The organism is Chryseobacterium sp. ON_d1, from assembly GCF_006829085.1.
Lineage (GTDB): Bacteria > Bacteroidota > Bacteroidia > Flavobacteriales > Weeksellaceae > Chryseobacterium.
The window spans coordinates 107511-132641 of sequence record NZ_BJTC01000008.1; the positions used below are offsets into that span (position 1 = coordinate 107511).

At 37.5% G+C, this 25131-nt stretch carries 22 protein-coding genes; 4 read left to right on the forward strand and 18 right to left on the reverse strand.

Features of this window, described 5'->3' with window-relative positions; genetic code table 11:
- Position 1: 1 nt before the first annotated feature.
- Entirely contained in the window at positions 2 to 685 is a 684-nt protein-coding gene (locus tag CRS_RS13800; RefSeq protein ID WP_142724616.1) for a TIGR02117 family protein, read from the reverse strand.
- A gap of 360 nt (positions 686 to 1045) precedes the next feature.
- Complete coding sequence (gene queG, locus CRS_RS13805) at positions 1046 to 1984, reverse strand: tRNA epoxyqueuosine(34) reductase QueG (protein ID WP_142724769.1); 939 nt, start codon at positions 1982 to 1984, stop codon at positions 1046 to 1048.
- A 170-nt stretch (positions 1985 to 2154) separates the two neighbouring features.
- Between queG and CRS_RS13810 the strand changes: the two genes are divergently transcribed.
- Together CRS_RS13810 and CRS_RS13815 are read left to right on the forward strand one after the other, a co-directional pair.
- Complete coding sequence (locus CRS_RS13810) at positions 2155 to 2454, forward strand: rhodanese-like domain-containing protein (RefSeq protein ID WP_142724617.1); 300 nt, start codon at positions 2155 to 2157, stop codon at positions 2452 to 2454.
- Positions 2455 to 2481: 27 nt separating this feature from the next.
- On the forward strand, positions 2482 to 3099 hold the full coding sequence (locus CRS_RS13815; RefSeq protein ID WP_142724618.1) for a hypothetical protein: 618 nt from the start codon (positions 2482 to 2484) through the stop codon (positions 3097 to 3099).
- An 88-nt stretch (positions 3100 to 3187) separates the two neighbouring features.
- Here CRS_RS13815 and CRS_RS13820 read toward each other — a convergent pair whose 3' ends face one another.
- The 10 genes from CRS_RS13820 to CRS_RS13865 all read right to left on the reverse strand — a co-directional run bounded on the left by CRS_RS13820 (position 3188) and on the right by CRS_RS13865 (position 12142).
- On the reverse strand, positions 3188 to 3964 hold the full coding sequence (locus tag CRS_RS13820) for an alpha/beta fold hydrolase (protein WP_142724619.1): 777 nt from the start codon (positions 3962 to 3964) through the stop codon (positions 3188 to 3190).
- A 15-nt stretch (positions 3965 to 3979) separates the two neighbouring features.
- Complete coding sequence (locus CRS_RS13825; protein WP_228451259.1) at positions 3980 to 4969, reverse strand: nitronate monooxygenase family protein; 990 nt, start codon at positions 4967 to 4969, stop codon at positions 3980 to 3982.
- 70 nt (positions 4970 to 5039) lie between these two features.
- A complete protein-coding gene (locus tag CRS_RS13830) occupies positions 5040 to 5537 on the reverse strand; it encodes a hypothetical protein (protein ID WP_142724620.1) in 498 nt (165 codons plus the stop codon).
- 62 nt (positions 5538 to 5599) lie between these two features.
- Complete coding sequence (locus CRS_RS13835) at positions 5600 to 6967, reverse strand: peptidylprolyl isomerase (protein ID WP_142724621.1); 1368 nt, start codon at positions 6965 to 6967, stop codon at positions 5600 to 5602.
- 86 nt (positions 6968 to 7053) lie between these two features.
- Positions 7054 to 7977 carry a PfkB family carbohydrate kinase gene (locus CRS_RS13840; RefSeq protein WP_142724622.1) on the reverse strand — a complete coding sequence of 308 codons (924 nt, stop codon included), beginning with the start codon at positions 7975 to 7977 and terminating at the stop codon, positions 7054 to 7056.
- A 27-nt stretch (positions 7978 to 8004) separates the two neighbouring features.
- Positions 8005 to 8562 (reverse strand): gliding motility lipoprotein GldD, encoded by a 558-nt coding sequence (gene gldD / locus CRS_RS13845; RefSeq protein ID WP_142724623.1) that lies wholly within the window; start codon positions 8560 to 8562, stop codon positions 8005 to 8007.
- 44 nt (positions 8563 to 8606) lie between these two features.
- Entirely contained in the window at positions 8607 to 9689 is a 1083-nt protein-coding gene (gene mutY / locus CRS_RS13850; RefSeq protein WP_172617083.1) for an A/G-specific adenine glycosylase, read from the reverse strand.
- A gap of 84 nt (positions 9690 to 9773) precedes the next feature.
- Positions 9774 to 10235, reverse strand: coding sequence for a hypothetical protein (locus tag CRS_RS13855; RefSeq protein WP_228451260.1), 462 nt, complete (start codon positions 10233 to 10235; stop codon positions 9774 to 9776).
- A 78-nt stretch (positions 10236 to 10313) separates the two neighbouring features.
- Positions 10314 to 11675, reverse strand: coding sequence for a DUF5458 family protein (locus tag CRS_RS13860; RefSeq protein WP_142724625.1), 1362 nt, complete (start codon positions 11673 to 11675; stop codon positions 10314 to 10316).
- Between the two features lie 20 nt (positions 11676 to 11695).
- On the reverse strand, positions 11696 to 12142 hold the full coding sequence (locus CRS_RS13865; RefSeq protein ID WP_228451261.1) for a type VI secretion system contractile sheath small subunit: 447 nt from the start codon (positions 12140 to 12142) through the stop codon (positions 11696 to 11698).
- A 352-nt stretch (positions 12143 to 12494) separates the two neighbouring features.
- Between CRS_RS13865 and CRS_RS13870 the strand changes: the two genes are divergently transcribed.
- Positions 12495 to 13541: a hypothetical protein gene (locus CRS_RS13870; RefSeq protein WP_142724627.1), complete on the forward strand. Its 1047-nt coding sequence runs from the start codon at positions 12495 to 12497 to the stop codon at positions 13539 to 13541.
- A gap of 64 nt (positions 13542 to 13605) precedes the next feature.
- Here CRS_RS13870 and CRS_RS13875 read toward each other — a convergent pair whose 3' ends face one another.
- From CRS_RS13875 to CRS_RS13890, 4 genes are all read right to left on the reverse strand, one after another.
- Positions 13606 to 15702, reverse strand: coding sequence for a M13 family metallopeptidase (locus CRS_RS13875; RefSeq protein ID WP_142724628.1), 2097 nt, complete (start codon positions 15700 to 15702; stop codon positions 13606 to 13608).
- Between the two features lie 378 nt (positions 15703 to 16080).
- Entirely contained in the window at positions 16081 to 18138 is a 2058-nt protein-coding gene (locus CRS_RS13880; protein WP_142724629.1) for a M13 family metallopeptidase, read from the reverse strand.
- 161 nt (positions 18139 to 18299) lie between these two features.
- Positions 18300 to 21698: a polysaccharide deacetylase family protein gene (locus tag CRS_RS13885; protein WP_142724630.1), complete on the reverse strand. Its 3399-nt coding sequence runs from the start codon at positions 21696 to 21698 to the stop codon at positions 18300 to 18302.
- Positions 21699 to 21787: 89 nt separating this feature from the next.
- A complete protein-coding gene (locus CRS_RS13890) occupies positions 21788 to 23038 on the reverse strand; it encodes a CinA family nicotinamide mononucleotide deamidase-related protein (protein ID WP_142724631.1) in 1251 nt (416 codons plus the stop codon).
- Between the two features lie 113 nt (positions 23039 to 23151).
- On the opposite strand from CRS_RS13890, the gene CRS_RS13895 reads away from it, so the two are divergent.
- The gene (locus CRS_RS13895) at positions 23152 to 23625 is read left to right on the forward strand and encodes a hypothetical protein (protein WP_142724632.1); all 474 of its coding nucleotides are present in this window, start codon (positions 23152 to 23154) and stop codon (positions 23623 to 23625) included.
- An 83-nt stretch (positions 23626 to 23708) separates the two neighbouring features.
- Here CRS_RS13895 and CRS_RS13900 read toward each other — a convergent pair whose 3' ends face one another.
- Positions 23709 to 24251 carry a lipocalin family protein gene (locus CRS_RS13900; RefSeq protein WP_142724633.1) on the reverse strand — a complete coding sequence of 181 codons (543 nt, stop codon included), beginning with the start codon at positions 24249 to 24251 and terminating at the stop codon, positions 23709 to 23711.
- A 72-nt stretch (positions 24252 to 24323) separates the two neighbouring features.
- Positions 24324 to 25058, reverse strand: coding sequence for a LytTR family DNA-binding domain-containing protein (locus tag CRS_RS13905; RefSeq protein ID WP_172617077.1), 735 nt, complete (start codon positions 25056 to 25058; stop codon positions 24324 to 24326).
- Between the last annotated feature and the right edge of the window lie 73 nt (positions 25059 to 25131).

Genomic DNA, 25131 nt, shown 5'->3' on the forward strand with positions numbered 1-25131 from the left:
ATTATTTATAGTGTTGAAAGATTCCAAAGTCTGAAGGTGTCCAAAGTGCAGCCTTCTGTCCTGCCGCTTTTAAAGCATTATTAGACCAGGTATTGCAGGTATAAAGAAAGCTGTACGTACCTTTGGCATCATAGAAAGCATCGTTATCGCTATATACAGCATTTGTAGGGATCAGAATAAAATTCCCGTTCTGATCTCTGTCAAATTTGTCTTCCACAAATTTTACCAGATTCTGATACTGGCTCCTGCTGATCATGATCATTTTACAGTCCTTCCCTTCTTTCATCGTATTGTAATAGGTACAGTGCATGGCAGAATCACTTAACCAGAATGCGGCTTTCACTGCGGTAGAAAACTTAAGGTCAGCCCAGGTAGGAGTATCAAGGTAAAAACCTTTGTCTCCCCATCCTATTCCGATGTACTGATAATCTGTCTTTTTTGATTTTGTATTGGCAAAAGGGATGATTCTGCTCCAATCCTGAAGATCGTTTTTTACAGGCATTACTATATCTGTATGCACTCCATTGGTATAAATATAGATCGGGATTTCTTTCTTCTGGCCGTCATTTTTAGCTGAAACAGGAATATATGGAATGAGTAATGCAAGAATTATATAGATAATAACAATTCCCAAAATAATTCCTACCACTTTCAGAAGGTATATCAGTATTGTTTTCACAGTCATGTTTTTTTAATAAAATTTAATCTTTAATTTTTGGTAAAAGTATTTGTTTTAATCGAAAAAATGGCTATATTTATTTACGAAATATTCACAAATATGCGTAAAAATACCAAATCCCAAAAAAGATTTAAAATAAGAGTAAAAACTGCTCCTAAAAGAATACAGAAAAAACGTTGATTTTCGGTGAGATTATGATCTCCTGAAAATCAATTTTTCTTTATAGGAAAAGCTTTTCAAGAAAATTATTGATACAAATCTTTACCTCCTTAAAGCGAAAAATTTAAGGAATGGTCGGTTATCAGCTTTTGTTTGGAACTTCAAAAAATTCCAAAAGAGGGATTGTCACCGAAAGTTCAGGGAAAATCAGTCAGAAGATTTCTGTAAAAACTCAATATTTCTCTTGAGTCCTGCAAATTTGGTACGTTTCACGGGAGATTTTCTGAAAATTTCTGAGAAAATTTCCTGGGTAAGTTCCTTCCATTCTCCTTTTTTAAAATTTTTCAACGCTTCGTTGGGCTGAAAACGGCTCTGTTTATTAGGTGCTGCAAAACGGTTCCACGGACAGACATCCTGGCAGATATCACAACCGAACATCCAGTCTTCCATTTTATCTTTAAAATAATCCGGAATTTCATTTTTGAGCTCTATCGTTGCATAAGAAATACATCGGCTGCCATCAATGATTTTTTCAGAAACAATAGCATCTGTGGGACAGGCATCAATACACTTCCTGCAGGTTCCGCAATGATCCGTAGTGGCATGATCCGGAATGAGTTCAAGATCACAGATAATTTCTGCCAGAAAGTAAAAAGATCCATTCTGCCTGGTAATGAGGTTGGCATTTTTCCCTACCCAGCCGATTCCTGATTTTCTGGCCCAGCTCCGCTCCATTACCGGTGCAGAATCTACAAAAACCCGGAACCCGAATTCTCCTATTTCTTCCTGCAGCTCCGCTACCATCTCACGCAGAATTTCTTTGATGACTTCATGGTAATCTTCTGCATAAGCATATTTTGAAATTTTATAATTCTCCAGAACCGAAATCTTCTCCTCAGGAAAGTAATTGTAGGAAAGTGAAATCACAGATTTGGAACCTTCTACCAAAAGGCGTGGATCCAGCCTTTTATCGAAATGATTTTCCATGTATTTCATTTCGCCGTTATAATTGTTCTTCAGCCATTTTTCAAGATGGGGAGCATCTTCTTCAAGAAAATCTGCTTTGGAAATGCCACAACTCTGGAATCCAAAACTTTTTGCCTTGGATTTTATCAGTTGGGAATATTTTTCGGCACCGGCATTCATTAATTTCACACTGCAAAATTAAGATTATTTTATCAATCTGATCATTGATACCGAAGTTCAACTTACAATCGGCTTGCTATCTCTTATTTTCTGAAAAATTTATGTTTTAATTAGGATTTTTTTCAAAAAAAATTTGCGTAATTTCGTTTCTGATTTTAAAACAAACAACTATGTCTTTAATAGAAGTAATACAATCCGGAAACTATGAATTGATCGACGTTCGTGAGCCAATGGAGCTTGAAATGGACGGTAATATAGACGGTGCTAAGAATATTCCTCTGGGTGAAGTAGAAGATAGACAAGATGAAATTCTATCGATTGAAAAACCGGTAATCTTATTCTGCAGAAGTGGAAACAGAAGTGGAAAAGCTTTGGATTATCTTAATACTCAAGGATTAAAGGACGGTTATAACGGTGGAGGCTGGGCCGAGCTGAAGGCTGTTCTGGAAGCAAATCAGGGAACTTTTTAAAAGTTCCTTTTTTTATACTTTACTTCTATGAATCTGAAAAATCAATTTGAACAGCTTTGCTCTCCGTTTACAGGAAATCAGCACCTTATCGGTGACCTGTGGAAGGAGATTGAAACCAGATATTCCGAAAAAGGCAGACACTACCATAATCTTCTTCATCTTGAAAATATTCTGGTGGAAGTTGAAGCAGTAAAAAGCAAGATCTCAGATTTTACCACAGTCTCTTTCTCTGTATTTTACCATGACATTATCTACGATGCCACTTCCAAAACGAATGAAGAAAAAAGTGCTGACAAAGCTGAAAAAAGGCTTACCGAACTTCACGTCAGTCAGGGTAAAATTTCAATAATCTCTGAGCAGATCCGCGCTACAAAAACTCATCTACGATCTGATCATGCAGATACCAATTATCTTCTGGATGCTGATCTTTCTGTTCTGGGTAAAGATTTTAACACCTATCTGGAATACACTCAGAATATCAGAAAAGAGTATTCCATTTATCCGGATTTCCTGTATAAGCCGGGACGAAAAAAAGTTCTGAAGCATTTTCTGGAGCTTGAAAGTATCTTTAAAACAGAGTATTTTAAGGAAAAATATGAAACTCAGGCAAAGAAAAATCTTGCTACCGAACTTCAGTTACTTTAATTCAACAGTAAATCTTTAAGTTTTCCCATTGAAAAAGACACCCTGGATTACAAGATGTCTTATAAATATTGTTACAGGTAATTCTGTATTAAAAAAATTTACTGATAAATTCTGTTGCTTTCTCCAATACAAGCTCAGGGACTTCTTTATGAGGGGTATGCCCTGTTTCAGGAATAATATATTTTTCTGCACTCCCACTGACCTGAGAAACGGTTTTTTCAACCTGATTCAAGGTACCGTATTCATCAGCTTCTCCCTGGATAAATAACAATGGACAGGTAATATGTTTCAAAAGGTATTCAATATTCCAGCTTCTGTAATCATCGCGGGTCCATGTTTCTGTCCAGGCTTTGAAAAGCATTTCTACTTTATCTCCGTGGTACTTTTGTAAACGCTCTGCAAGATTAGTTGTCTTATAGGCTTCCCATGCGTCATAAACACCTTTCAACGTTATGTCTTCCACAAAGATATGTCCGGCTTCACAAATAACGGCTCTTACCCATTCCGGATAAACAGCTGCCATAATCAGAGCGATTGTTCCTCCATCGCTATGTCCAAATAAAATAACATCCTCAATATCAGGTTCAATTTCAAGCAAGAGTTCATTCAGTACATGAGCTTCTAATTCCATATAATTCACCGGTCTTTCATGAGTAGGCATGGGGGTTGATTTCCCATATCCTAAACGGTCATAGGCAAGAATATTGCATTGCGTGATTTCGGATAATCTGGCAGGAAAGTCTCTCCAAAGCTGTACTGAACCGAGTGAATCATGCAGAAAAACAATGGTTGGTCTGCCCTCAAACGGATTATAATGTTCTATATATAATTTGTTTCCCTTTACATCAATTATTCTTCCTTCCATTGAGTAAAATTATACTTAAAAAGCAGGCATTTTGGTTTCTTCAAATTCTTTGAGCAAATGATTGAATACGGCTTCCACCGGAAGAATTTCATCAATCAAAGCAGACACCTGACCTATTTCCAGCTCTCCGTCTTCCATGTCACCTTCAAACATTCCCTTTTTGGCCCTGGCTCTTCCCAATGAAGCGATCAAAGCGTCTTTGTTTCTTCCACTTTGGTAAATTTCTTCCAGTTCATTAAAGAATTTATTTTTAACCATTCTTACCGGTGCCAGTTCTTTCAATGTAAGATGGGTATCTCCTTCCTGCAGTTCTGTGATTTTCTTTTTCCAGTTTTCATGGGCGCTGGCTTCTGTAGTGGCAGCAAAACGGGAACCGATCTGTACACCATCTGCTCCAAGAATCATGGCAGCTTTAATTTGTGAACCTAATGCAATTCCGCCTGCAGCAATTAATGGTTTAGAAATGTGTTTCTTCACATTTGGAATAAGACAGAATGTGGTTGTTTCATCCCTTCCATTATGACCTCCCGCTTCGAAACCTTCTGCTACGATGGCATCTACTCCTGCATCTTCGCATTTTACAGCAAATTTTGTAGAGGAAACGACATGGGCTACTTTTATGCCTGCTTTCTGAAGAGTTTCTGTATAGGTTTTCGGGTTACCGGCTGATGTAAAAACGATCTTCACTCCTTCTTCAAGGATAATCTGAATAATTTCCTCAATATTGGGATACAGCATAGGTACATTGACTCCGAAAGGTTTATCTGTGGCCTGTTTACATTTCTGAATATTTTCTCTGAGGATATCAGGATACATACTTCCTGCTCCGATGATACCCAATCCTCCACAGTTGGAAACCGCAGAAGCAAGTCTCCATCCGGAGTGCCAGATCATTCCTGCCTGTATAATCGGATATTTAATATTAAAAAGGGTTGAAATTCTATTTTGAGTTGCCTCCATATCATGAAGTTTTTTAGCAGCGCTGAAATCTATAAAATTGCTCATGCGTAAAAATACTAAAAACAACGATTTCCAGAACCTTCTATTGATTAAAAATATACGGAAAACGATATAATTATTTTGAATACTGATCTAAAAGGTTATCAATAACCGGGCTTATTTTCAAAAATTTTTGAACAAGCTCATGGATATTCTGTTCTATAGTATCTGTATTGAGTTCTGTCCAACCTTCCAATAATGTCAGCGGCCCATAATCTACGCTTACATTTGGCCATTCACTTTGATGAATTGAAAACTCTTTTCTGAAATTTTGAGCAAAATCTCTGCTGGATATTTTGTAAGCTTTCAGCATTCTTAATTTCAAAGCATGGATATTATAAAAAATCTTTTCCTCACGAATTGTCTTGTCATTTACCCAGACTGAAAAGAAAATACGCCCTTCAGCATTTAAAGGTGATTGTGGGGTTCCAGACCATTCAGGTTTATAAACTTTTAGTACAACAGATTCTAAAATTGTATCAATGGATAATTTCAGTCCATATGTATTCAGTATTTCTTCAGAAATTCCGGATGCTGCCAAGTGAAACCTGTCAAGATAAAAATTATCATCCATACCCTTATTTTTTATAAATATATCAATAAAAAAACCTTCAGAAAATCCGAAGGTTTTTTATTTTATTTTTTGATTGATTCTTTCTTCCAGTTAGATTTGAAGTTACAGCTGTCGTAACGTCCGTCTATAGAAATAAAAGTGGTTGGCAACTTAGAATTGACAAACTTTTCAACCATTTCACTTTTCTTTTTATTCAGCGCCATCTGTTTGATTCTGCTGAAATCTGTTTCCAGTGTAATCTGGTGAGAAGGGATCACATCTTCAATTTTGATGATTTTGATCGTCTTTCTTCTGTTCTCCTCATCTTCAAAAGCAGTCGTAATATCTCCTTTGTTCAATCCGGCTAACTCGTAGCTGATTGTTCCCGGGATACTTTCTCTTTCAATTTTATCAGAACCATCCGCTCCGGGAATTACCCCTGCATTGAATTTTGTTCTTTTATCATCTGAGAATTTGAAAGCAGCATCTTTAAATGTTATTTTACCATTCAAGATAAGTCCTCTGATACTGTCTAATTTTGCTTTTGCAGTTTTGATCTCCTCATCAGTAGGAGTAGCTTTCAACAGGATATGTCTGGCATCATATACCTTACCTGATCTTTTCAGTAACTGAATAATATGGAATCCGAATTCAGATTCAATAGGATCTGAAATTTCATTTTCCTGAAGATTCAGTGCAGCGGCTTCAAATGGTTTAACCATCTGGCCTTTGTTGATATTTTTATATAAACCGCCGTTAGCAGCTGATCCTTCATCTTCAGAATAAATTCTGGCCTGGCTTTCAAACGTTTCCCCTCCCAGAATATCCTGTTTGATCTTTTTCAATCTGTTGATAAGATCTTGCTTATGGGCTTCCGTTAAGGTAGGATAGATCATAATCTGAGCCAAAGTAACCTCATCTTTTATCTGTGGCAGCTGTGTTTTATACATATTGTAGAAATCAGTTACCTCATTGGGAGTTACATCAGCTTTATCGGTAACTCTCTGATATTTTGCCTGCCCATAATACTGGTCAGTATCTATCTTTTCGATGGCATTTTTCATCTCATAAGCATTTCTAAACTTATAAGCGGCCAGCAATGTTTTTTCGTCCGGAAATTGAGAAAGCAACTGACGGTATTTAGCGTTAGCCTGTTCTTTGATTGCTGCAGAACGGTTTTCAATTAAGGTATCTTTTTTTGCTTCATATACAAGAAGCTTATTGCTGATCAGGTTTTCCAGGAACTCACATTTATCTGTGTTGGCAGCTCCCTGTTGTTTCCCATAATTCATCTGCTCGATTACATCAGATTCCAAAACAATCTCATCCCCGATAACAGCTGCAATACCATCCACTAAATCTCCTGGTTTAAGCTGGGCTTTCATCATATTTGAAGAGAATATCATGATGAAAATCCCAAGAAGAAAAGTGATTTTTAGTTTATTTGTCATTTTACTATTTTAACAAGTTGCAAATTTAGAATTCTTAACGAATTTCACTCAATTTTTTATTATAAATATTTCTTAAAAAGACTTATTTACTGCAGTTCAACATCAAAAGTCGTCAATTCTTTGAATTGTCTCAATCTGCTGAACATATCTGCTTCGTTTACTTCCTCTATTCTTTCTGTACCGAATTTCTCTACAGTGAATGAAGCCATTGCAGATCCAACAATAAGAGCAGACTTCATCGTATCAAAATCGATTTTTCCTTTTTTGGCAAGATAAGCTGCAAATCCTCCTGCAAATGTATCACCAGCCCCTGTCGGATCAAAAACATCTTCTAACGGAAGAGCAGGAATAGCAAATACTTTATTATCATGGAAAAGTAAAGCTCCGTGTTCTCCTTTTTTGATGATTACGTATTCAGGACCCATTGTATGGATCTTTTTAGCAGCTTTTACCAGAGAATATTCTCCTGAAAGCTGTCTTGCCTCCTCATCATTGATGGTAATGACATCTGTTTTTGCAATCATATCCATTAAGATATCCCATGCACTGTCCATCCAGAAATTCATCGTATCAAGGATAACCAGCTTAGGACGGTTGTTCATTTTTTCCAGTACTGATAACTGAACTCCCGGGTGTAGGTTTCCAAGTAATAAAATTTCGGCATCCTGCATTGAATCAGGGATTTTCGGGTCAAAATTTTCCAGCACATTTACTTCTGTAGCCAAAGTATCTCTTGTATTCAGGTCATTGTGGTATTTTCCGGACCAGAAGAACGTTTTTCCTTCTTTTACAATTTCAATTCCTTCGATATTGACATCTCTGTCTGTGAACATATCAAGATGTTCCTGTGGAAAGTCTCCTCCTACTACAGAAACAATTCCGGATTTAACGCCTAAAATTGATGAAGTGATTCCGATATAAGTGGCTGCACCTCCTAAAATTTTGTCCGTTTTACCAAATGGTGTTTCAATTGCATCAAATGCAACACTTCCTACAACTAAAAGTTTCATATATTTTTCAATGTATATTAAAAATAATTATTTTTTCCATTCAAAAGTGTCCAGCAGATGTTTCATATCATTTTTGATATAATTTACTGCAGGGGCAAGAGAGTCCGGTTTCGGTCTCGTATTAAAGTATAAATAAGCAGTCACGAAGTGTCTCGTACTGTCTGTAATGTAAAACTGAAGATTGGAAGCGCTCTGTCCTTTCAGTTCATAGAAGTTCCCATATACTTTCTTTTCAGGATATTCGAAGGATTTGGTATCTATAGAACTGGCTTTAATGGTATGTTCATACACCATTTTTTCAGCTTCCTTGATATGAGCATCAAAGTCATTCTGTATCGGATAATAGGTAATAAAAAGCTTAGCCTTCATTTTCGGATAATTCAGATAGAACCAGCAAGGTTTTTTGGCTGGTGCGAGCGAAGCAAAGTCCGAATATTCAAAGGAATAGGCGCAACCGTTTTCAAACTTTTGGTATTTCGGGGCAGGGTATTCAAGACGCAGTTCTCCATAAGGTTTTGGTGAAGGGTCTTTTCCGCATGAAATTAAAAGCAGCGATACAAAAATAAAAATGACTTTTTTAATCATTTTGCAAAAGTACAAATTAGATTTCAGATTTCGGAAGACAAATTTCAGTCTTTCAGAGCGTTTTGAATGTAATTTTCCAGAGGCTTTGGAAACGATTTTTCATGAGAGCCCTCAATATCTGTAATCTGGTATTGATTTTCAGCGATAAAATTATTCCATATCTTTTCTGAAATGACCTCAACATTCAATATTTCAATGCTTAAATTCTTATGAGTCAGCTTATGGGTAACCGTTTTTGAGCCGGTAATAAATGGCTCCATATCAACAGGAATAGCGGTAGGAAATTCAAACAATTTCTTCCAGATAAAATCATCTGCTCTCTGACGGATCAGAAACTGTCCGTTTCTGTGAACAAAATAATAGGTCAGAGCAAGATCTTCTGCTTTTACTTTTTTTGTTTTTACGGGATAATCTGAGATCTTCTGCAGGGAAAATGCCAGACAGTCTTCATTAAGAGGACATTCTCCACACAATGGATTTTTGGGCTTGCAGATCTCTGAACCTAAATCCATCATCGCCTGATTAAAATCTCCCACATTATCAGGCATAACTAAAGTTGCCAACTCAGAAAAATAGGTAAACGCCCTTGAATTCGAAATATCAAAATCATCCGCAAAAATACGGCTCAGCACCCGGTAAAAATTTCCGTCAACAGCGGGTATTCTTCCATTGAAGCATATACTTGAAACAGCAGCAGCTGTATATTTCCCTACTCCTTTCAATTTTAAAATTTCTTCATACTGGTGAGGAAAAACTCCCTGATAATCATTCATGATCTGTTGGGCAGCTTTATGGATATTGATCGCTCTTGAATAATAACCCAATCCTTTCCAGTAAAGTAAAACTTCATTTTCTTCCGCTCCTGCCAACGTTTTTACATCAGGAAATCTTTTAATAAAATTATTATAATGGTTCAGTCCCTGACTGATCCTTGTCTGCTGAAATACAATTTCGCAGATCCAGATCTTATAAGGATCCTTTGTCTGTCTGAAAGGCAGATCTCTCGCATTATTCCTATACCATTCCAGAAGTTTGTTACCAACGTGTAGAAAGTCTGAATTTCTTTTATCCTTCTCCAAAAATTTTTGTTTTGCTTTTTTATAAGATACTTCGACTCCGTTCAGCATGACACCGCAACTGTTATTCATTTATTAAACAGCAGCTGCATAGCTATATACTGCAAGTCTATGTAACATCTGCAAAGATAAAATTTATTTATCAGCTTTCACAGTATATACAGGAGCTGCTTTTAACCACTGATAATTAAGGTTTCTGTCCTTCTTTAAAAAGCGGTACCCTTCCAGTTTTTTCAAATAAACATACATAGAATCACTGCTTTTTATCTTGAGTTTATACTGGGATAAAAACAGCATGGGCATTTCGACCGTAGAATCTCTCACCGTCTTCAATACTTTTCCTGATTTTACTTTATAAAGAAAGAATGATTTCCCACGTCCTTTGGAGCTGTCGGCCAGCTTTACCTCTGAACTGGCAATAACGAGTTCACTGCCATCAAAGCATTCATCTTTATTCATGATATATGCTTTTCCTTCCTGGTGTTCGTCTGCAAAAAGATCATTTTCGTAATGCCCCGGGCTTTGGTATTTTTTTTCGCAACTCATCAAAAGTACCATCAGCAGAGTGGGTAAGCCAATGATAAGTTTCTTATTCATATTCAATTTCATAGATGTTGGTTGAAAAAAAACCGATGTAAAATTGCATCGGTTTTTATTATTTAAAGTATATTTATTTTACTCCTGAGCATATTCTGCATCCCATTCGTTACCATCATCTCCTTTATGTCCGTCAAGTTTAATAACAAAACTTTTTGTAGGGAAATAAGGTGTCATACGGATATCCAGCCATACTCTGTCTTTATTGACTCTGTCCTGCTCGAAACGAACAATTTTAAATTTTTCGATCAGTTTGTCCGGTCCTTTGATGCTATCAAGGAAGGTTACAATCTGCCTTCTCAAATCGTCTTCGTTTTTTGCATTCCAGTTTTCGAAAGCTCTTCTGTTCAGGAAGTCAAGCAATACCTTGGTTACATAGTCGAATACACGAACTACAGAATAGGTCTGAAGACCAATATTGTCTCCTGTAAATAAGGTCTTTGCAGAGAAAGCCATAATTTTTCCATATTCGTTGACCATTGGTACAAGACCCATTTTTTCCAGCTGAGAAATTTCACTTTTCTTCAACTCGAATTTTACAGCGTCTACTTCGTTGATGTTACCATGTTTTTTACCTGCGGCTACCTGAGACATCAGAGTTTTGTGGATTTTTCCGGCTAACGAAGTGGAAGGTGGAAGTTCTACATTTTCTTCTTCTCCTACTTCTTCTGCTTTACCACGTCCTACCAGCCAGTTACATGTCATAATAACATTACTTCTGTGGAGTTCTCCTCCTGTAAGGTTTGCAGAGTGAAATAAATCTACCACATCATCCGGTTTGTCAAGGTTGGCGAAGTCTGTAACCATCATTACTTTGTTTTCGTTACAGATCTTTGCCCATTTCTCAATGACCTTATTGGATCCTAAATATCCCGGTATTGCCAGGATTGAATAGTTGTCTCTAAGGTCAAGACGGTCGTAGTAGTTTTTAAATTCTTCAGAAATGGCATCGATGAACAGGGGATTATCCAGATCGGAAACCTGCTCAAGGCTGGCATTTACGATACTTACGTTATCCACTTTATCCAATTCTGTATTTTTGTAGAATTGCGCTACTGTTCTGTAGTTGGTTTCCAGCATACGAACAGCATCCAGTGTGCTTTTTAAGTTTTTCTTCAGATTCTGATCGGCCTGCTGTGCTTTGTTTTTGCACGTTTCTGCCATTTTATCAGCTGATTCTTTACCCTCTAAAAGGCTTACCCAAAGATTGATCTTCTGAAGAAGCTCTTTTCTTTCGTCTGCTTTATTGCTATCGTTCAGGAAGATTTCTTTTCTTGCCTTTCTTGTTGGGTTCATATTGGCAATACCGTCTACGACGGATTCAACAAAGCCAAATCCTCCCATTTTATTGAGCTCTGCAAGCGGGTTGCCTTTCGGCTGTCCTGCATGTTGCTGCTGCCCCTGCTGCTGGCTTTCCTGTGCCTGTAATTTGCTATCCATGATTCAATGTAAGTCTTTAATTATTTTTCAAGTTCTTGTGCCACTTCTTTCAATACTTCTATGAACGCTGCTCTGGTCTGATCGTTCTCCAGCATGTTTCGTAGAATTTTGTTAGTTTTCAGCTGACGTACAATTTTATTGTACTGCTCCTGTTCCATGCTCAGCTGCTGCAGATAATCTGACTTCTGAGTAAGGCTTTTAGGGGTAAAGTCTCCAAGATTTTGAAAACGGAATTCCTCTTCTACTATTCCCCCATCTTCTGTCTCGTGCTGTACCGATACTGAAGGCTGGAAATGTTTGAAAACATCTTCCACTGTTTTTAATCCTGTTATGACTTCAGGGGTATAAGACTCTTCTGTTGTAAGCTGGCTTACTATCAGTGATTTATTTTCCTGGATTTCCTGGATAGCTTCATTAGCGTCTACTTTTACCTCGTTTCCGCCAACACCATAATTAAACATTGCCATATTATTGTTATTTTGAGATTTACTATTTTGGTTTGGATCTGTCTTTGAATAATTTACAGACGAATCAAATAAATTACCAATCCAATGTTTAAATTTAAAAAAAAACTGTAACATACAAAATTTTACTAAGATTTTTCTTGAGTCATCAAAATTTACTACCATTTATCTGACATAAAATCATCACATTACGATGTCACTAAGCTATGAAAAAATAAATGAAATCTTCCAGAAAAAATAAAATAAAAATTTTGTTTCCTTCGCTTTATACAAAAGTATCAAATGAACTTTAAAATAAGAATTCCTCAGACGTTACAAAAAATATTCATTATATTTAAACAAAGCGAACAGCGTCATGAAAGATGTAAAAATAGCATTCAGAAAACCCATATTTCCAGTTTCAGAAGCATTACATCAATATCTGGAAAAATATAACAGAACGACCAAGATCAGGTTCCTGTATGAAGACCTCCTGAGGTTCAGCGACAGTGTGAGTATCCTGGATAAAGATGGCAAGGATACTTTGTGGCTTGGGGTATTATATTCTGAATATGAGTTTAAAGAAATAGAAGCTAATCTCAATAAAATTTATACTCTCCTTCATTCTGATGGAGATATTGCTACCTTACCATATCTGAAAGTGGATACCATTGATTTCTGTACCTTCGGAAACTCTAAACCGTTTCGGATCCGGGTGAGAAATATACTTAATGATAATTATACGTATTTTTATATTAAACAGGCGGATGCCTCCCGGATATTCGGACTGGAGCTTGAAGATCTGCTTTCTCCCAACAGAATCAACTTTCTGGTGTATAAAAATACATTGATTGAAGAGCATATTTTAGGAATTCCCGGAGATGTTTTTATTCAAAAGCACCTGCCCAATTGTACGGAACTGGAAAAAGCACAGATTTCCAAGGAATTTGTAAAGTTCAATGAGCGCTGCCTCATTGGGCTCCTGGGTGACATGCGCTCTTACAATTATGTTGTTATTCCAATACATGATTTTGACCAGGTGATTTACAGAATTCGCCCCATTGATTTTGATCAGCAGACTTATGAAGGAAATCTGAAAGTCTACCTTCCTCAGTATTTCAAAGAAAACAATCAAATGGTCAATATGGTTCTGGAAAAACTGAAACCCAGCTCTATAGAACAATACCGTAAGGAAGTCCGTTCACAGATCGTAAAAAGAGTAACCAGCAGTAAAAACAGATTTGATGAACTGATTTCTATTATGAAAAAAGACAATATTGCACCGGAAACCAATGTTATAGAATTAAGAACGGCCTTGCAAAAACTTACTTATGATGTCAATTTCAAATACTGTAAAACCATGGGCGACATTATGGAAACCGGAATAAAATTTGTGCTAAGGAATTACAAGAGAGAATATTAAGAAAAGAAAATCCATCTCAAACAATAAGAGATGGATTTTTCTTTTCTAACAATTTCAGGTAAAATTACCAGATTTTTATTCTGTCCTGAGGAGCTTTATACATTTTGTCTCCCGGTTTGATATCAAATGCTTTGATGAATGAGTCCTGATTTACCAAAGGACCGAAAGCTCTGAACATTCCCGGAGAGTGTGGATCTGTTTTCACCTGGTTGATCATATACTGATCAGTCGCTTTAGTTCTCCAAACGGTTGCCCAGCTCATAAAGAATCTCTGATCCTGAGTGAAGCCACTGATTTTTCCAGGATTTCCTTTATCTTTTAAATACATCTGAAGTGCATCATAAGCTACTGCTACCCCTCCTAAGTCACCGATGTTTTCACCACTTGTAAATTTACCGTTCACGAAGCTGCCCTTTACGGGTTCATAAGCACTGTACTGCGCTGCCAGCTGCCCCACTTTTGCATCAAAGTTCTTACGGTCAGCATCTGTCCACCAGTTATTCAGGTTACCATCCCCATCGAAACGGGAACCACTGTCATCAAATCCATGAGAAATCTCGTGACCGATAACAGCTCCGATACCACCAAAGTTCACGGCTGCATCTGCTTTAGGGTTATAGAAAGGTGGCTGAAGAATAGCTGCCGGGAATACAATTTCATTGTTTGATCCGCTGTAGTAAGCATTTACAGTTTGCGGAGACATTCCCCATTCTGTTTTGTCAACCGGTTTTCCTACTTTATCCAGACTTCTCTGATACTGCCATGCTGCTACATTCTGAAGGTTAGAATAAAGCGTAGCACCATCTTTTGGAGATTCCACCTTCAGTTGGGTATAATCTTTCCATTTATCAGGATATGCGATTTTCACAGTAAACTTGGATAATTTTTCCTGAGCTTTTACCTTAGTTTCAGGAGACATCCAGTCTATATTCGCAATATGTGTTTTGAATGATTTTAAAAGGTAATCAATATACGTTTCCATCTGCTTTTTGGCCTCAGGAGTAAAGTATTTGTCTACATACAGTTTTCCGAAAGCTTCACCAAGAACACCATTCACAAGGGTAAGCCCTCTTTTGTTCATTGGACGCTGTTCTTTTTGTCCCTGTAAATATTTAGCATAGAAATCGAATCTGATCTGCTCTAAGCTGTCATTCAGATTGCTCGCATTTCCATTAATAATATGATATTTCAGATAGTCTTTCAGCAAAGGAAGGTTTTTCTGTGTGATAAACTGATCCATATTCTGGTAGTACTTCAGCTCTCCGATGATCACCCTATCTGTATTTACGCCTGCATCTTTCAGGTATTTTGCCAGATCTACATTTTTAACCACACCTGATAACTCTGATACGTTTTTAGGATTATATCTTAAATTGGCATCTCTGTTCTGCTCAAGCGTCAGCAAATAATTCGCAAGCTGTTTTTCAAAGTCCACTACATTCTGCGCCGCCTGGGTATTATTTTTGTATCCCAATACTCCGAATAGCTTCCCAACATACGTCTGATATTCTGCCAGTGTTTTAGTATTGGCATCATTTACTTTCTGATAGTAATCTCTTCCCAGGCCCAAATCCGGACCACCAAGATACACCGCATTCATATTGGAATTCTTCATATCAGCGCCTACCCTCCATCCGTAGAAGGAATTATCTCCTAACCTCGTAGCCTCTAAAAGGTACTTCTGAAGATCATTAAGATTTTTAATGGCATCTACTTTGGCAAGATCCGCTTTGATAGGTGTAAGACCTTCTGTATTTCTCTTATTGGTATCCATAAAAGAAGCATACAGATTCTGAATTTTCTGCCCTTCTGATCCGGCTGGATAGGTTTCTGTAAGAATTTTATTCAGGATATCCAATGAAGCATCATCCACATTTTCTCTCAAAGCATTGAAAGATCCCCAGTTTGCTTTATCGGAAGGAATCTGAGTCGTTTTCACCCAGTTTCCGTTCACATAGCTAAAAAAGTCATCCTGCGGACGGACACTTGTATCCATGTATGACAAATTAATCCCCTCCTCTTTTGCTTCTTCTTTTACCGGCTCAGCTATGGTCGCTGTAGCTTCGGTTTTATTCTCTGTCTTTGCAGTCTTTGCCGCACCACACGAATTAAGAAATACTATGCCTGAAAGGGCAAGTATTCCAATATTTAGCTTTTTCATTAAAGATAATTTTTGATTTTACACAAACTTCTCAAATATACAAACTTTAATGATATGTAATGAATGATATTTATATATGGGTGAAAATTGGAGATTTAGATTTAGATTTAGATTAAAGGTTTAAAGTTCATAGTTTAATGTTTGGTGCTATTGGGTGGACCACCCCGTCAAAAAATTCTTTGAATTTTTGCCACCCCTCCAAGGGAGGGGAATGATGGAAGACGTTATTATAACTATTATCCCTTCGATTCGTATCACAATCCCTATTACTTTTTACTTATTACTACTTTCCCTAATCCCTAAAACCTGCTACCTATCATCTATCATCTGCTACCTCTAAAAAAAACAAAACCGCCCATTGCTGAGCGGTTATTATTGTTACCAGATTTTGATTCTGTCTTCAGGAGCTTTGTATAATTTATCTCCTTTTTTCACATCGAAAGCTTTGTAGAAGGCATCAACGTTGATCAGCGGACCAAAACTTCTGAAATATCCCGGAGAGTGCGGGTCAGTTTTCACCTGGTTGATCATATATTTCTCACTTGATAATGTTCTCCAGACTGTTGCCCAGCTCAGGAAGAATCTCTGATCCTGGGTAAATCCACTGATTTTACCTGGATTTCCTTTATCTTTTAAATACATCTGAAGAGCATCGTAAGCGATATTTACCCCTCCTAAGTCAGCGATATTTTCACCGTTTGTGAAAGTACCATTCACAAAAGTTCCTTTTACCGGCTCATATTTATCATATTGAGAAGCAAGCGCTTTTGTTGCTTTTTCAAAATTAGCCTTATCTTCCGGAGTCCACCAGTCTACAAGATTACCGTCTGCATCGAACTGTGCTCCTGAATCATCAAATCCGTGGCTCATTTCGTGTCCGATAACCGCACCGATACCTCCAAAGTTCACTGCAGCATCAGCTTTAGGATTGAAAAATGGCGGCTGAAGAATAGCTGCAGGGAATACAATCTCGTTGTTCACCGGGTTGTAATAAGCATTAACAGTTTGTGGTGTCATTCCCCATTCTGTTTTATCAACCGGCTTACCTATCTTAGCCAGATCTTTGTTATACTGCCATTCAGCAATATTCTGAAGATTCTTGTAAAGGCTTCCTCCTTTAGCTTCAGAAATGATATTTAATTTTGAATAATCTTTCCATTTATCAGGATAAGCAACTTTTACGGTAAACTTGTTCAGCTTCTGCATTGCTTTTTCTTTAGTAGTAGAAGACATCCATGCTAAGTTATTGATATGAACGGCAAAGCTTTTCTTCAGATAGTCGATCAATTCTACCATCTGAGCTTTTGCTTCAGCAGGGAAATATTTCTCAACATATAATTTACCGAAAGCCTCTCCTAAAGAACCGTTGATCAGCTCATAGCCTCTTTTGTTAAGAGCTCTTTGTTCCTGCTGCCCTCTAAGGTATTTACCATAGAAAGCAAATCTCATATTTCCTAAGTTTTCACTTAAGTAAGCTGCACTTCCGTTGATCATGTGGAATTTCAGATAATCTTTTATAACAGAAAGATTCTGAGCATTTACCAGTTTATCAAAGTTTTTGTAGTATCCTAATTCACCGATGATCACTCTGTCTGTATTTACACCAACTTTTTTAAGATACCCCGGGATATCAACACCTTTAACAAGACTGGAAAGTTCAGCCATTGTCTGAGGGTTGTACTGAAGGGTATTATCTCGGCTCTGTTCATTTGTAAGGTAAGTATTGGCAATGCTTTTTTCGTAATTAACGATACTTTTTGCTGCTTCATCAGCATTTTTGTATCCTAATTCTTTTAACATTGAAGCTACATATTTCTGATATTCAGCAATAGCTTCTGTATTTTTCTCATTTACTTTCTGATAGTAATCTCTTCCCAGACCCAATGAAGCATTTCCTAAGTAAACAGCATTCATTTTAGAATCTTTAAGATCCGCATCAACACCCCATCCGTACAAAACATTCTCTCCGTCTTTTGTTACAGATACCAGGTAGTTCTGAAGGTCAGCCATATTTTTAATGGCATCAATTTTATTCAGGTTTTCCTGGATAGGTTTGATTCCATCTGCATTTCTCTTCTGCATGTTCATATAAGTAGCATAAAGATCCTGGATCTTTTTACCTTCACTTCCATCTGCAAATTTATCTTTCAGAAGGGAGTTCAGGATGGTCATGGAATTGTTATCCGTATCCTCAGCCAGTTTGTTAAAGCTTCCCCACGTTGGTTTATCCGATGGAATTTTGGCTGTTTTCATCCATGTTCCACTCACATAGTTGTAAAAGTCATCCTGAGGACGTACTGAAGTGTCCATCAGGCTAAGGTCTAAACCTTTGTCTGTGTTGTTCACTGCTACTTTAGCAGTTTTAGCTTGTGCGCTCATCGTAGTCTGAGTACAGATCCCTGCTATTAAAAACAAAGAAAGCGTTATTTTTTTCATTATGATAACAATTTATAGAATATGTATTATTTATTTCGAATTTGTTACTTTTCAGAAAAACAAATTTAAATAAATAAGTTGGAAGCTGGAAGTTATGAAAATCATAAGGAATGGTAATACCATCTCTACAATAACGTCCAGTTTCCATCCTCCAGCTTTATCTAAGAAGTCACGATCTCTTTTACATTCCCGGTTCTTTTCAGGAATCCCCAGGACTGCATTTCTCCTTTCAGGGCTTTTCTTAAACTCTTAAACAGCACAATATACATCAGCCATCTGTATCCGAACCTCTGAGGAATAATATACAGGAGATTGATTAACTTTTCCCGCTGTATAATGAATGCAATCAAAGCCAAAGAAGCATCCACCAAAAGGAAGATCAAATAATAACTGAATATTTTGTCTCCGTTTCCGGACAGAATTCCAAAGAACATAATCACATCTGCCAGTGGCGAAAAAAACGGTATAATGTACTGGAATAATAAAATATTCGGCATTGCCCAAAGTCCCAATCCTTTATATTTAGGATTAAGGAAAGTCTGTCTTTGTTTCCAGAACATCTGCATGATACCATAGGTCCAGCGGAAGCGTTGTTTTAAAAACTGTTTTACAGTTTCCGGAGCTTCAGTCACTGCAATGGCTCTGTTTTCGTTTGCCACCGTATATCCTGCTTTCAGTATTTTCACCGTAATATCACAGTCCTCTGCCAGGGTATCAGATGAATAGCCTCCAGCTTCAATAATTACAGATCTTTTAAATGCACCGATGGCCCCCGGAATTACGGTAATGGCATTAATGTGAGCATACGCCAGTCTGTCAAAGTTCTGGCTTGTAGTATATTCTATAGACTGCCATTTCGTAAGCCAGTTTACAGCGTTTCCTACTTTCACATTTCCTGCAACAGCGGCAATTTTTTCTTCAGGATTTGAATTTAAAAATCTTGCAATAAGATATTTTACGGCATCCTGCTGCAGTTTGGTATCTGCATCAATACACACTACATATTCTGCATCCGTCTGCGAAATTCCGAAGTTCAGGGCAGTAGCTTTTCCGCCGTTTCCTTTGGTGAGGATTTTCAGTTTCGGATGATCAGGAAATGCTGCTTTTGCTTTTTCATAAGTAGAATCTTTACTTCCGTCATCTACCATAATGATATTAAAATTCGGGTACGTCTGCTTCAACAAATTTTGCAGAGACGAAACAATATTGACTTCCTCATTATAGGCAGGTACGATAATGGAAACTTTCGGATAGGATTCAAGAACCGGAAATTCATCTATTTTTTTTTCTTTTTTTCTTTCTTTAAAAGCCCAATATGCCATGAGTAATAATCTGATCAGTCCCAGCACAATGAAAATGGTAAATAATGCTACCAGAAAATGGCTTATTCCATAGATCACAGTAGCCAGCACAAGATTGAGCTGCATAATGTAATACGATTTTGTTTTAGGAACTTCAGGCATCAGTTCATTTCTGCTTTTATGCAGAATACTGGTAAGATTGGTAAAATGATATCCTTGCTTCTGAAGGGTCGGAATCAGAATTTTTAAAGCTTTTACTGTTTCTTCTCTGGTATCCCCGCCTGCATCGTGAAGAAGAATGATATTCCCTCTTTCCTGTTTGATACCTGCCATGACACGTTTTACAATTTCATCTGCCTTTATTCCCGGCTGCCAGTCTTCAGGGTCTATGTTTTCCCCAATATCCAGATAGTTTTGCTGTCTGGCCAAAGCCACCGGAATGATCTCCTCGGAAGTGGTGGGTTCAGAGTCTGCATTGTATGGGGCTCTGAACAAAATTGTACTGTGCCCTGTCACACACTCTATCAGCAGACGGGTAAGTTTCATTTCAAGCAACGCCCGTTCCGGGCTTACTTTTGCCACGTTTTCATGGGTAAATGTATGGTTTCCGATCTCGTGGCCTTCACGGTAAATTCTTTTAACCAGAGGAAGATTCTTTTCTGCATTTAATCCTACCAGGAAGAATGCTGCCGGAACATGATATTTGGACAATACATCCAATACCTGTGGTGTATATGTTTCATCCGGGCCGTCATCAAAAGTAAGAACAAGCTCTTTCTGAGGAGCACTTCCATATTTTTTTACTTCGTAAGAGCTTGGATAGGTAATATAATTTTCGTCTGTGATAATTTTCTCTTTCGGATCAATTTCAAGTGCAATTTTTCCGTCGTGAGGGGTATTCAGAACATCCAGTACTTCTCCATCTCCTATATAATCCACCATGGTTTGTCCCTTTACATTTTCCAGCGTTTTCAAATTCAGTCTGGAAAGTCCGGCAAACGTAAGATCTTTATCATAGAAATTCCATACTCTGCTGTCCTCACTTCCCAGCCTCCACAGCGCAGTTCCTGCCAACGGATATTCTGAGGAGAAACGCATAGTATTGAAAATAGAAGCTGCATCGTTGAAAAATACAGTGTGGGTTAAATTTTTAGAATCTGTGTAAGAATAATTTAAATTGAATGTATTGTCATTAAAGTCAATAACCGCTTTACTGGCACTGGCCTTTGTAATGGCCTGCATATAGGTTACAGAAGTATTGTCATCCGTATTGGAACTCCAGTCATAACCATAAGCCCCCAATCCCAGGATGATTTTTTGCGGAGCGGTTTGTTTTACAATTTTACCGGTCTGTTCTTCGATCCATTTTTGGGAAGATACCGGACCGGCGTCACTTCCTGCAGAATATTCATCATAAGCCATCAAAACAAAATAATCTACATAAGGATTCAGTCTTGGGATGCTGTAATCATCATTATCTGTCATGATATCCATTGTCACCAGCAGCTGATTCTTTTTGAAGGTTTCTGAAAGCTCTTTCATAAAAGCGATCAGATTTTCATCAGAATTCAGGTTCATATCCTCAAAGTCAATATTGATTCCTTTGAAATGGTATTTTTTACACTGCAGGGTAATCTTTTGAATCAGTTGTGTTCTTTTGCGCGGATCATTAAGAACTTTTACCAGTCCTTCTGAACGGAATTCTCTGTCGAAGTTGTTACTGAGCATCGGCATAGCAGCCACTCCTGTTCTTTTGATCACTTTGTAGCCTTCCGGGTCTACGTTGGTTTTCAGATCACCTGTTTTGGGGTCAATGAAAAACCATTCCGGAAAAACAAGATTGACGTGTCTGATATTTCGTTTCAGAGACATCAGAGACTGAGGATCCCATGCCACATAAAATGCAGACCTGATTCCTCCCGGAAACTGAGTCCAGTTCCGGTTCTGATTCTTATATCTTTCTGCTCTTGCCTTCTCAATTTTATCAAGATTGGTATGAATGGTTTTTTCAGAAATAAAGTTTCTGAAACCTTTATATTCTTTGGAGATTTTATTCTCCTGAAGGTAAGGTTTATTGGCTGTAATAACAGCTTTATAATCCTCTTTAAAAGGGATTTTAGGACTTCTGTCCAGGGTCATCATCAGTCCCAAAGCAAGCAGAAGCAGTATTCCTACAAAGATAAAAATACGGCTTCCCCACTGTACACTTTTCCAGCGTTTTTTGCTGTTGGTCTGAAAAATCTGTTTGGAATTTTCCACGATTTTAAAATTTTAATGAATGGTTTTCAAAAAGTGTGAAAAACTACATTAAAATTAATTAAAAAAAAATTAAAAAGAAGGATGTTCATTTAACCGTTTACAAGTAGGCTCACCAGATCCTGAATCACTTTTTGGGAAACAAAATTCATAAAGTCCACTCTTTCCAGATGAGGCATATACAGTTTGGATGTTACCTCATGATCTTTGACCCTTATGGTGTAATACACTGTTCCTATATCTTTTCCGTCTTCTCCTTTTCCCGGTCCGGCAACGCCGGTTGTGGAAAGAGAAATATGGGTTTGAAACAATTCCTGACAGCCTTTTGCCATTTCCCTGGCTACCTGCTCGCTGACCACTGTAAATTGGTCTACTGTTTCTCTGGAAACATTTAAAATTTTTATCTTTTTTTCTGTAGCATAAGCTATCATCCCACCCAGGAAATATTTTGAACTGCCGGATACTGAAGTGATCATTTTGGCAAGCTCTCCTCCTGTACAGCTTTCTGCAGTAGAAATTGTCAGATTTCTTTCCGTGAGCATCTCTGCCAGAATATTTTCAATTTTATCCTCAGACACCGCAATGACATGTCCTTCTACTAAAGGAAGCAATTTCTGGATTTCTTCTTCTGTCTGTTGTTTCAGCAATTCTTCATTCTCCCCGGAAGCTGTAAGACGAAGCTTTACACGGGTTCCTACGGGGAGATAAGACAGTGCTATATTTTCAGGTAGCGCCAGTTCCCAGTCTTCAATGGTATCGGCGAGAATGCTCTCAGGAATTCCAACCACGGAAACAATTCTGGTATGAATATAATGAAGCCTGAATCTTTTCTGCAGATAAGGAATGATCTGATCCTTTATAAGCGGTTTTACCTCGTAAGGAACCCCCGGAAGGCTGTAGCACAGTTTTCCGTCCTGTTCCATCATCATGCATGGTGCGGTTCCGTAATGGTTTTGAAAAACGATGGATTTGGTAGGAACAAAAGCCTGTTCCCTGTTTCTTTCGAGAATTTCTGACCGTCCCCTTCTTTCCATATAGTTTTTAAGGTGATTGAACGTCACCTCATCCAGCGCAATTTCATCATCGAAATATTCAGCCAAAGCCTTTTTGGTCTTGTCATCTCTGGTTGGTCCAAGCCCTCCTGTCGTAATGACTAAATCGCCAGTTTCAAAGGCAGTTTTCAATGCATCTTTAATGGTTTCAATTTCATCTGAGATCGTAAGAATCTGAATAACTTTTATTCCTATATTTTTAAGTTCCGTGGCAATAAAATTAGAATTGGTATCTACCGTGTTTCCGGAAAGGATTTCATCACCAATAGTAATCAGAACAGCTTTTTCCATATATTTTCTGTTGAAAAAAATTCTATGCAAATGACGGAAAATTATATGTCAGCAGCAATATAAATTGATTTTTTCTATTTTTGACGGAATTATCTAAAACTACAATAATAATTATGTCTAAATATGATGATGCTTCATGGCATTATGGCGGTGATTTTCCGGAAGGACTTCCTCAGAAAAACGGAGCTACACACACAGGAATGTTTCTGAACTGGTGTATTCATAACGATCTGGTTTCTGATGAACTGAAAGAAGACGCACCAGAGGAAATAGAAAAGGTAAAAAGAAGAGAAATCACAGGGGCAGAATTCATTATGGATTCCTGTGACGGGAAATTTTCTGAATATGACCTGAATGAGCTGGGAAATCTTTTTGCAAAGGATTATTATGCTGATGACACTGATTTTGGAAACAGATACAGCTCATTTGCTAACGATTACGTGAATCTTTTTGATGCCAAAGCAGAAGAAAACGATTATGAATATGAAACATTCTATCATATCGAAGATACCTACGAAAACTATGATCTGATGAAACAGGTTATTGACCACCGTTTTGAAGAATGGAAAGAATATATTAACAGCTAAAAGGCAAAAGGGCAAAACCGTAAAACAAAATACTTTATCTGCCTTTTTACGATTTTGCCCTTCTGTAATTTGCTTACTACTCCCTATTGATTATGCTTCACCCAGATCAGTTTATCTGTATCATAGCCGATTTTCTTGGCTTTCTGAAGGAAACGCTGGCGGATGCTTTCAGGGATATTGGTTGTACGGGAAAGAATCCATAAATATTTTAAACTGCTTCCTGCTACCAGGGCATATTGATAGTCTTCATCAATATCTATAACGTTGTAACCGGCCCAGATCGGTTTAAAAAATGAAACTTTCAGCCGGGCTTCTGTTGGGTCTTTTACAAATTTTGCTTCTCCAATGGATTCATTCCATACTTTTTTAATGTAATCATAGCCTTTGTTTCTTACCTGAACGGTTCCATCCGGATTCTCTGTATATTCTGCGGTCACATTATCCATATTTTTTTCGAACCTGTAATCAAAACGGGCAATCTCATACCACCTGCCAAGATATTTTTTAAGATCAAAATTCTTTACAGCAGATGCCCCCCTGGGAATTCTTACTGAATATGAATTGAATACGATAAGTCCCAGAGCTCCCAATGAGACGGGAAGAATAATTTTATGAATGGTTTTCATGACAGGAATATTTTGGTGGTTAGTATAAAACGTCAAAAATAATGCCTTTGGTCTGTTAAAGACCCACAAATTCTATGAAAATACTTTCAGGAAATTATCTTTAAAGCTTCCCGAAACCTCTATTTCAGTATCATCAGACAACATTACTGTCCCGCTTTTATGATACGATTTTACAAATCCTGTGTTAATAATATGGGAACGATGTACCCTCACAAACGGATTTTCCAGAAGGTCATCAAAATGTTTCAAAAACCGGCACACCATCTTCTTTGAGCCATCTGTAAGATATACCTGGGTAAAATTGCCATCTGCCTGAAGCCTGACGATATCTTCTGTCTTTACAACATCAAATCCCTGCAAGGTTGGCAGGATCAGCTGCTGTTTTTCAGGTTTTAATTTAAGATTTTCAAGAAGGATCTTGTTTCGGTTAAGTTCTTCTTTTTTCTCCAGACTTTCAGCTACTTTATTGACTGCCAGAATCAATTCCTGAATATCAATAGGTTTTAAAATATAATAACTTGCCGATTTGTTCAAAGCCTGTAATGAATATTGTGAAAATGCGGTAATGAAAATGGTTTCATAAGACAATTCTTTAGTTGCTTCCAGAACATCAAAGGCATTTCCAAAAGGCATTTCTACATCCAGAAATACCAATTGGGGCTGTTTTTCGGTGATTAACGGGACAGCTTCTTTAATATTTTCAGCTTCGCCAAGGATTTCCACCTGCGGACAGTATTTGGTAAGATAGTTACTTAAAACGTCTCTTGCTATAATTTCATCGTCAACAATGACAGCTTTTATTTTCATTTGAACAGATATTAGGTGGAAGGTAACAGATTGCAGATGCAAATTAGGAATATTTCACCAACCTTACAATCTT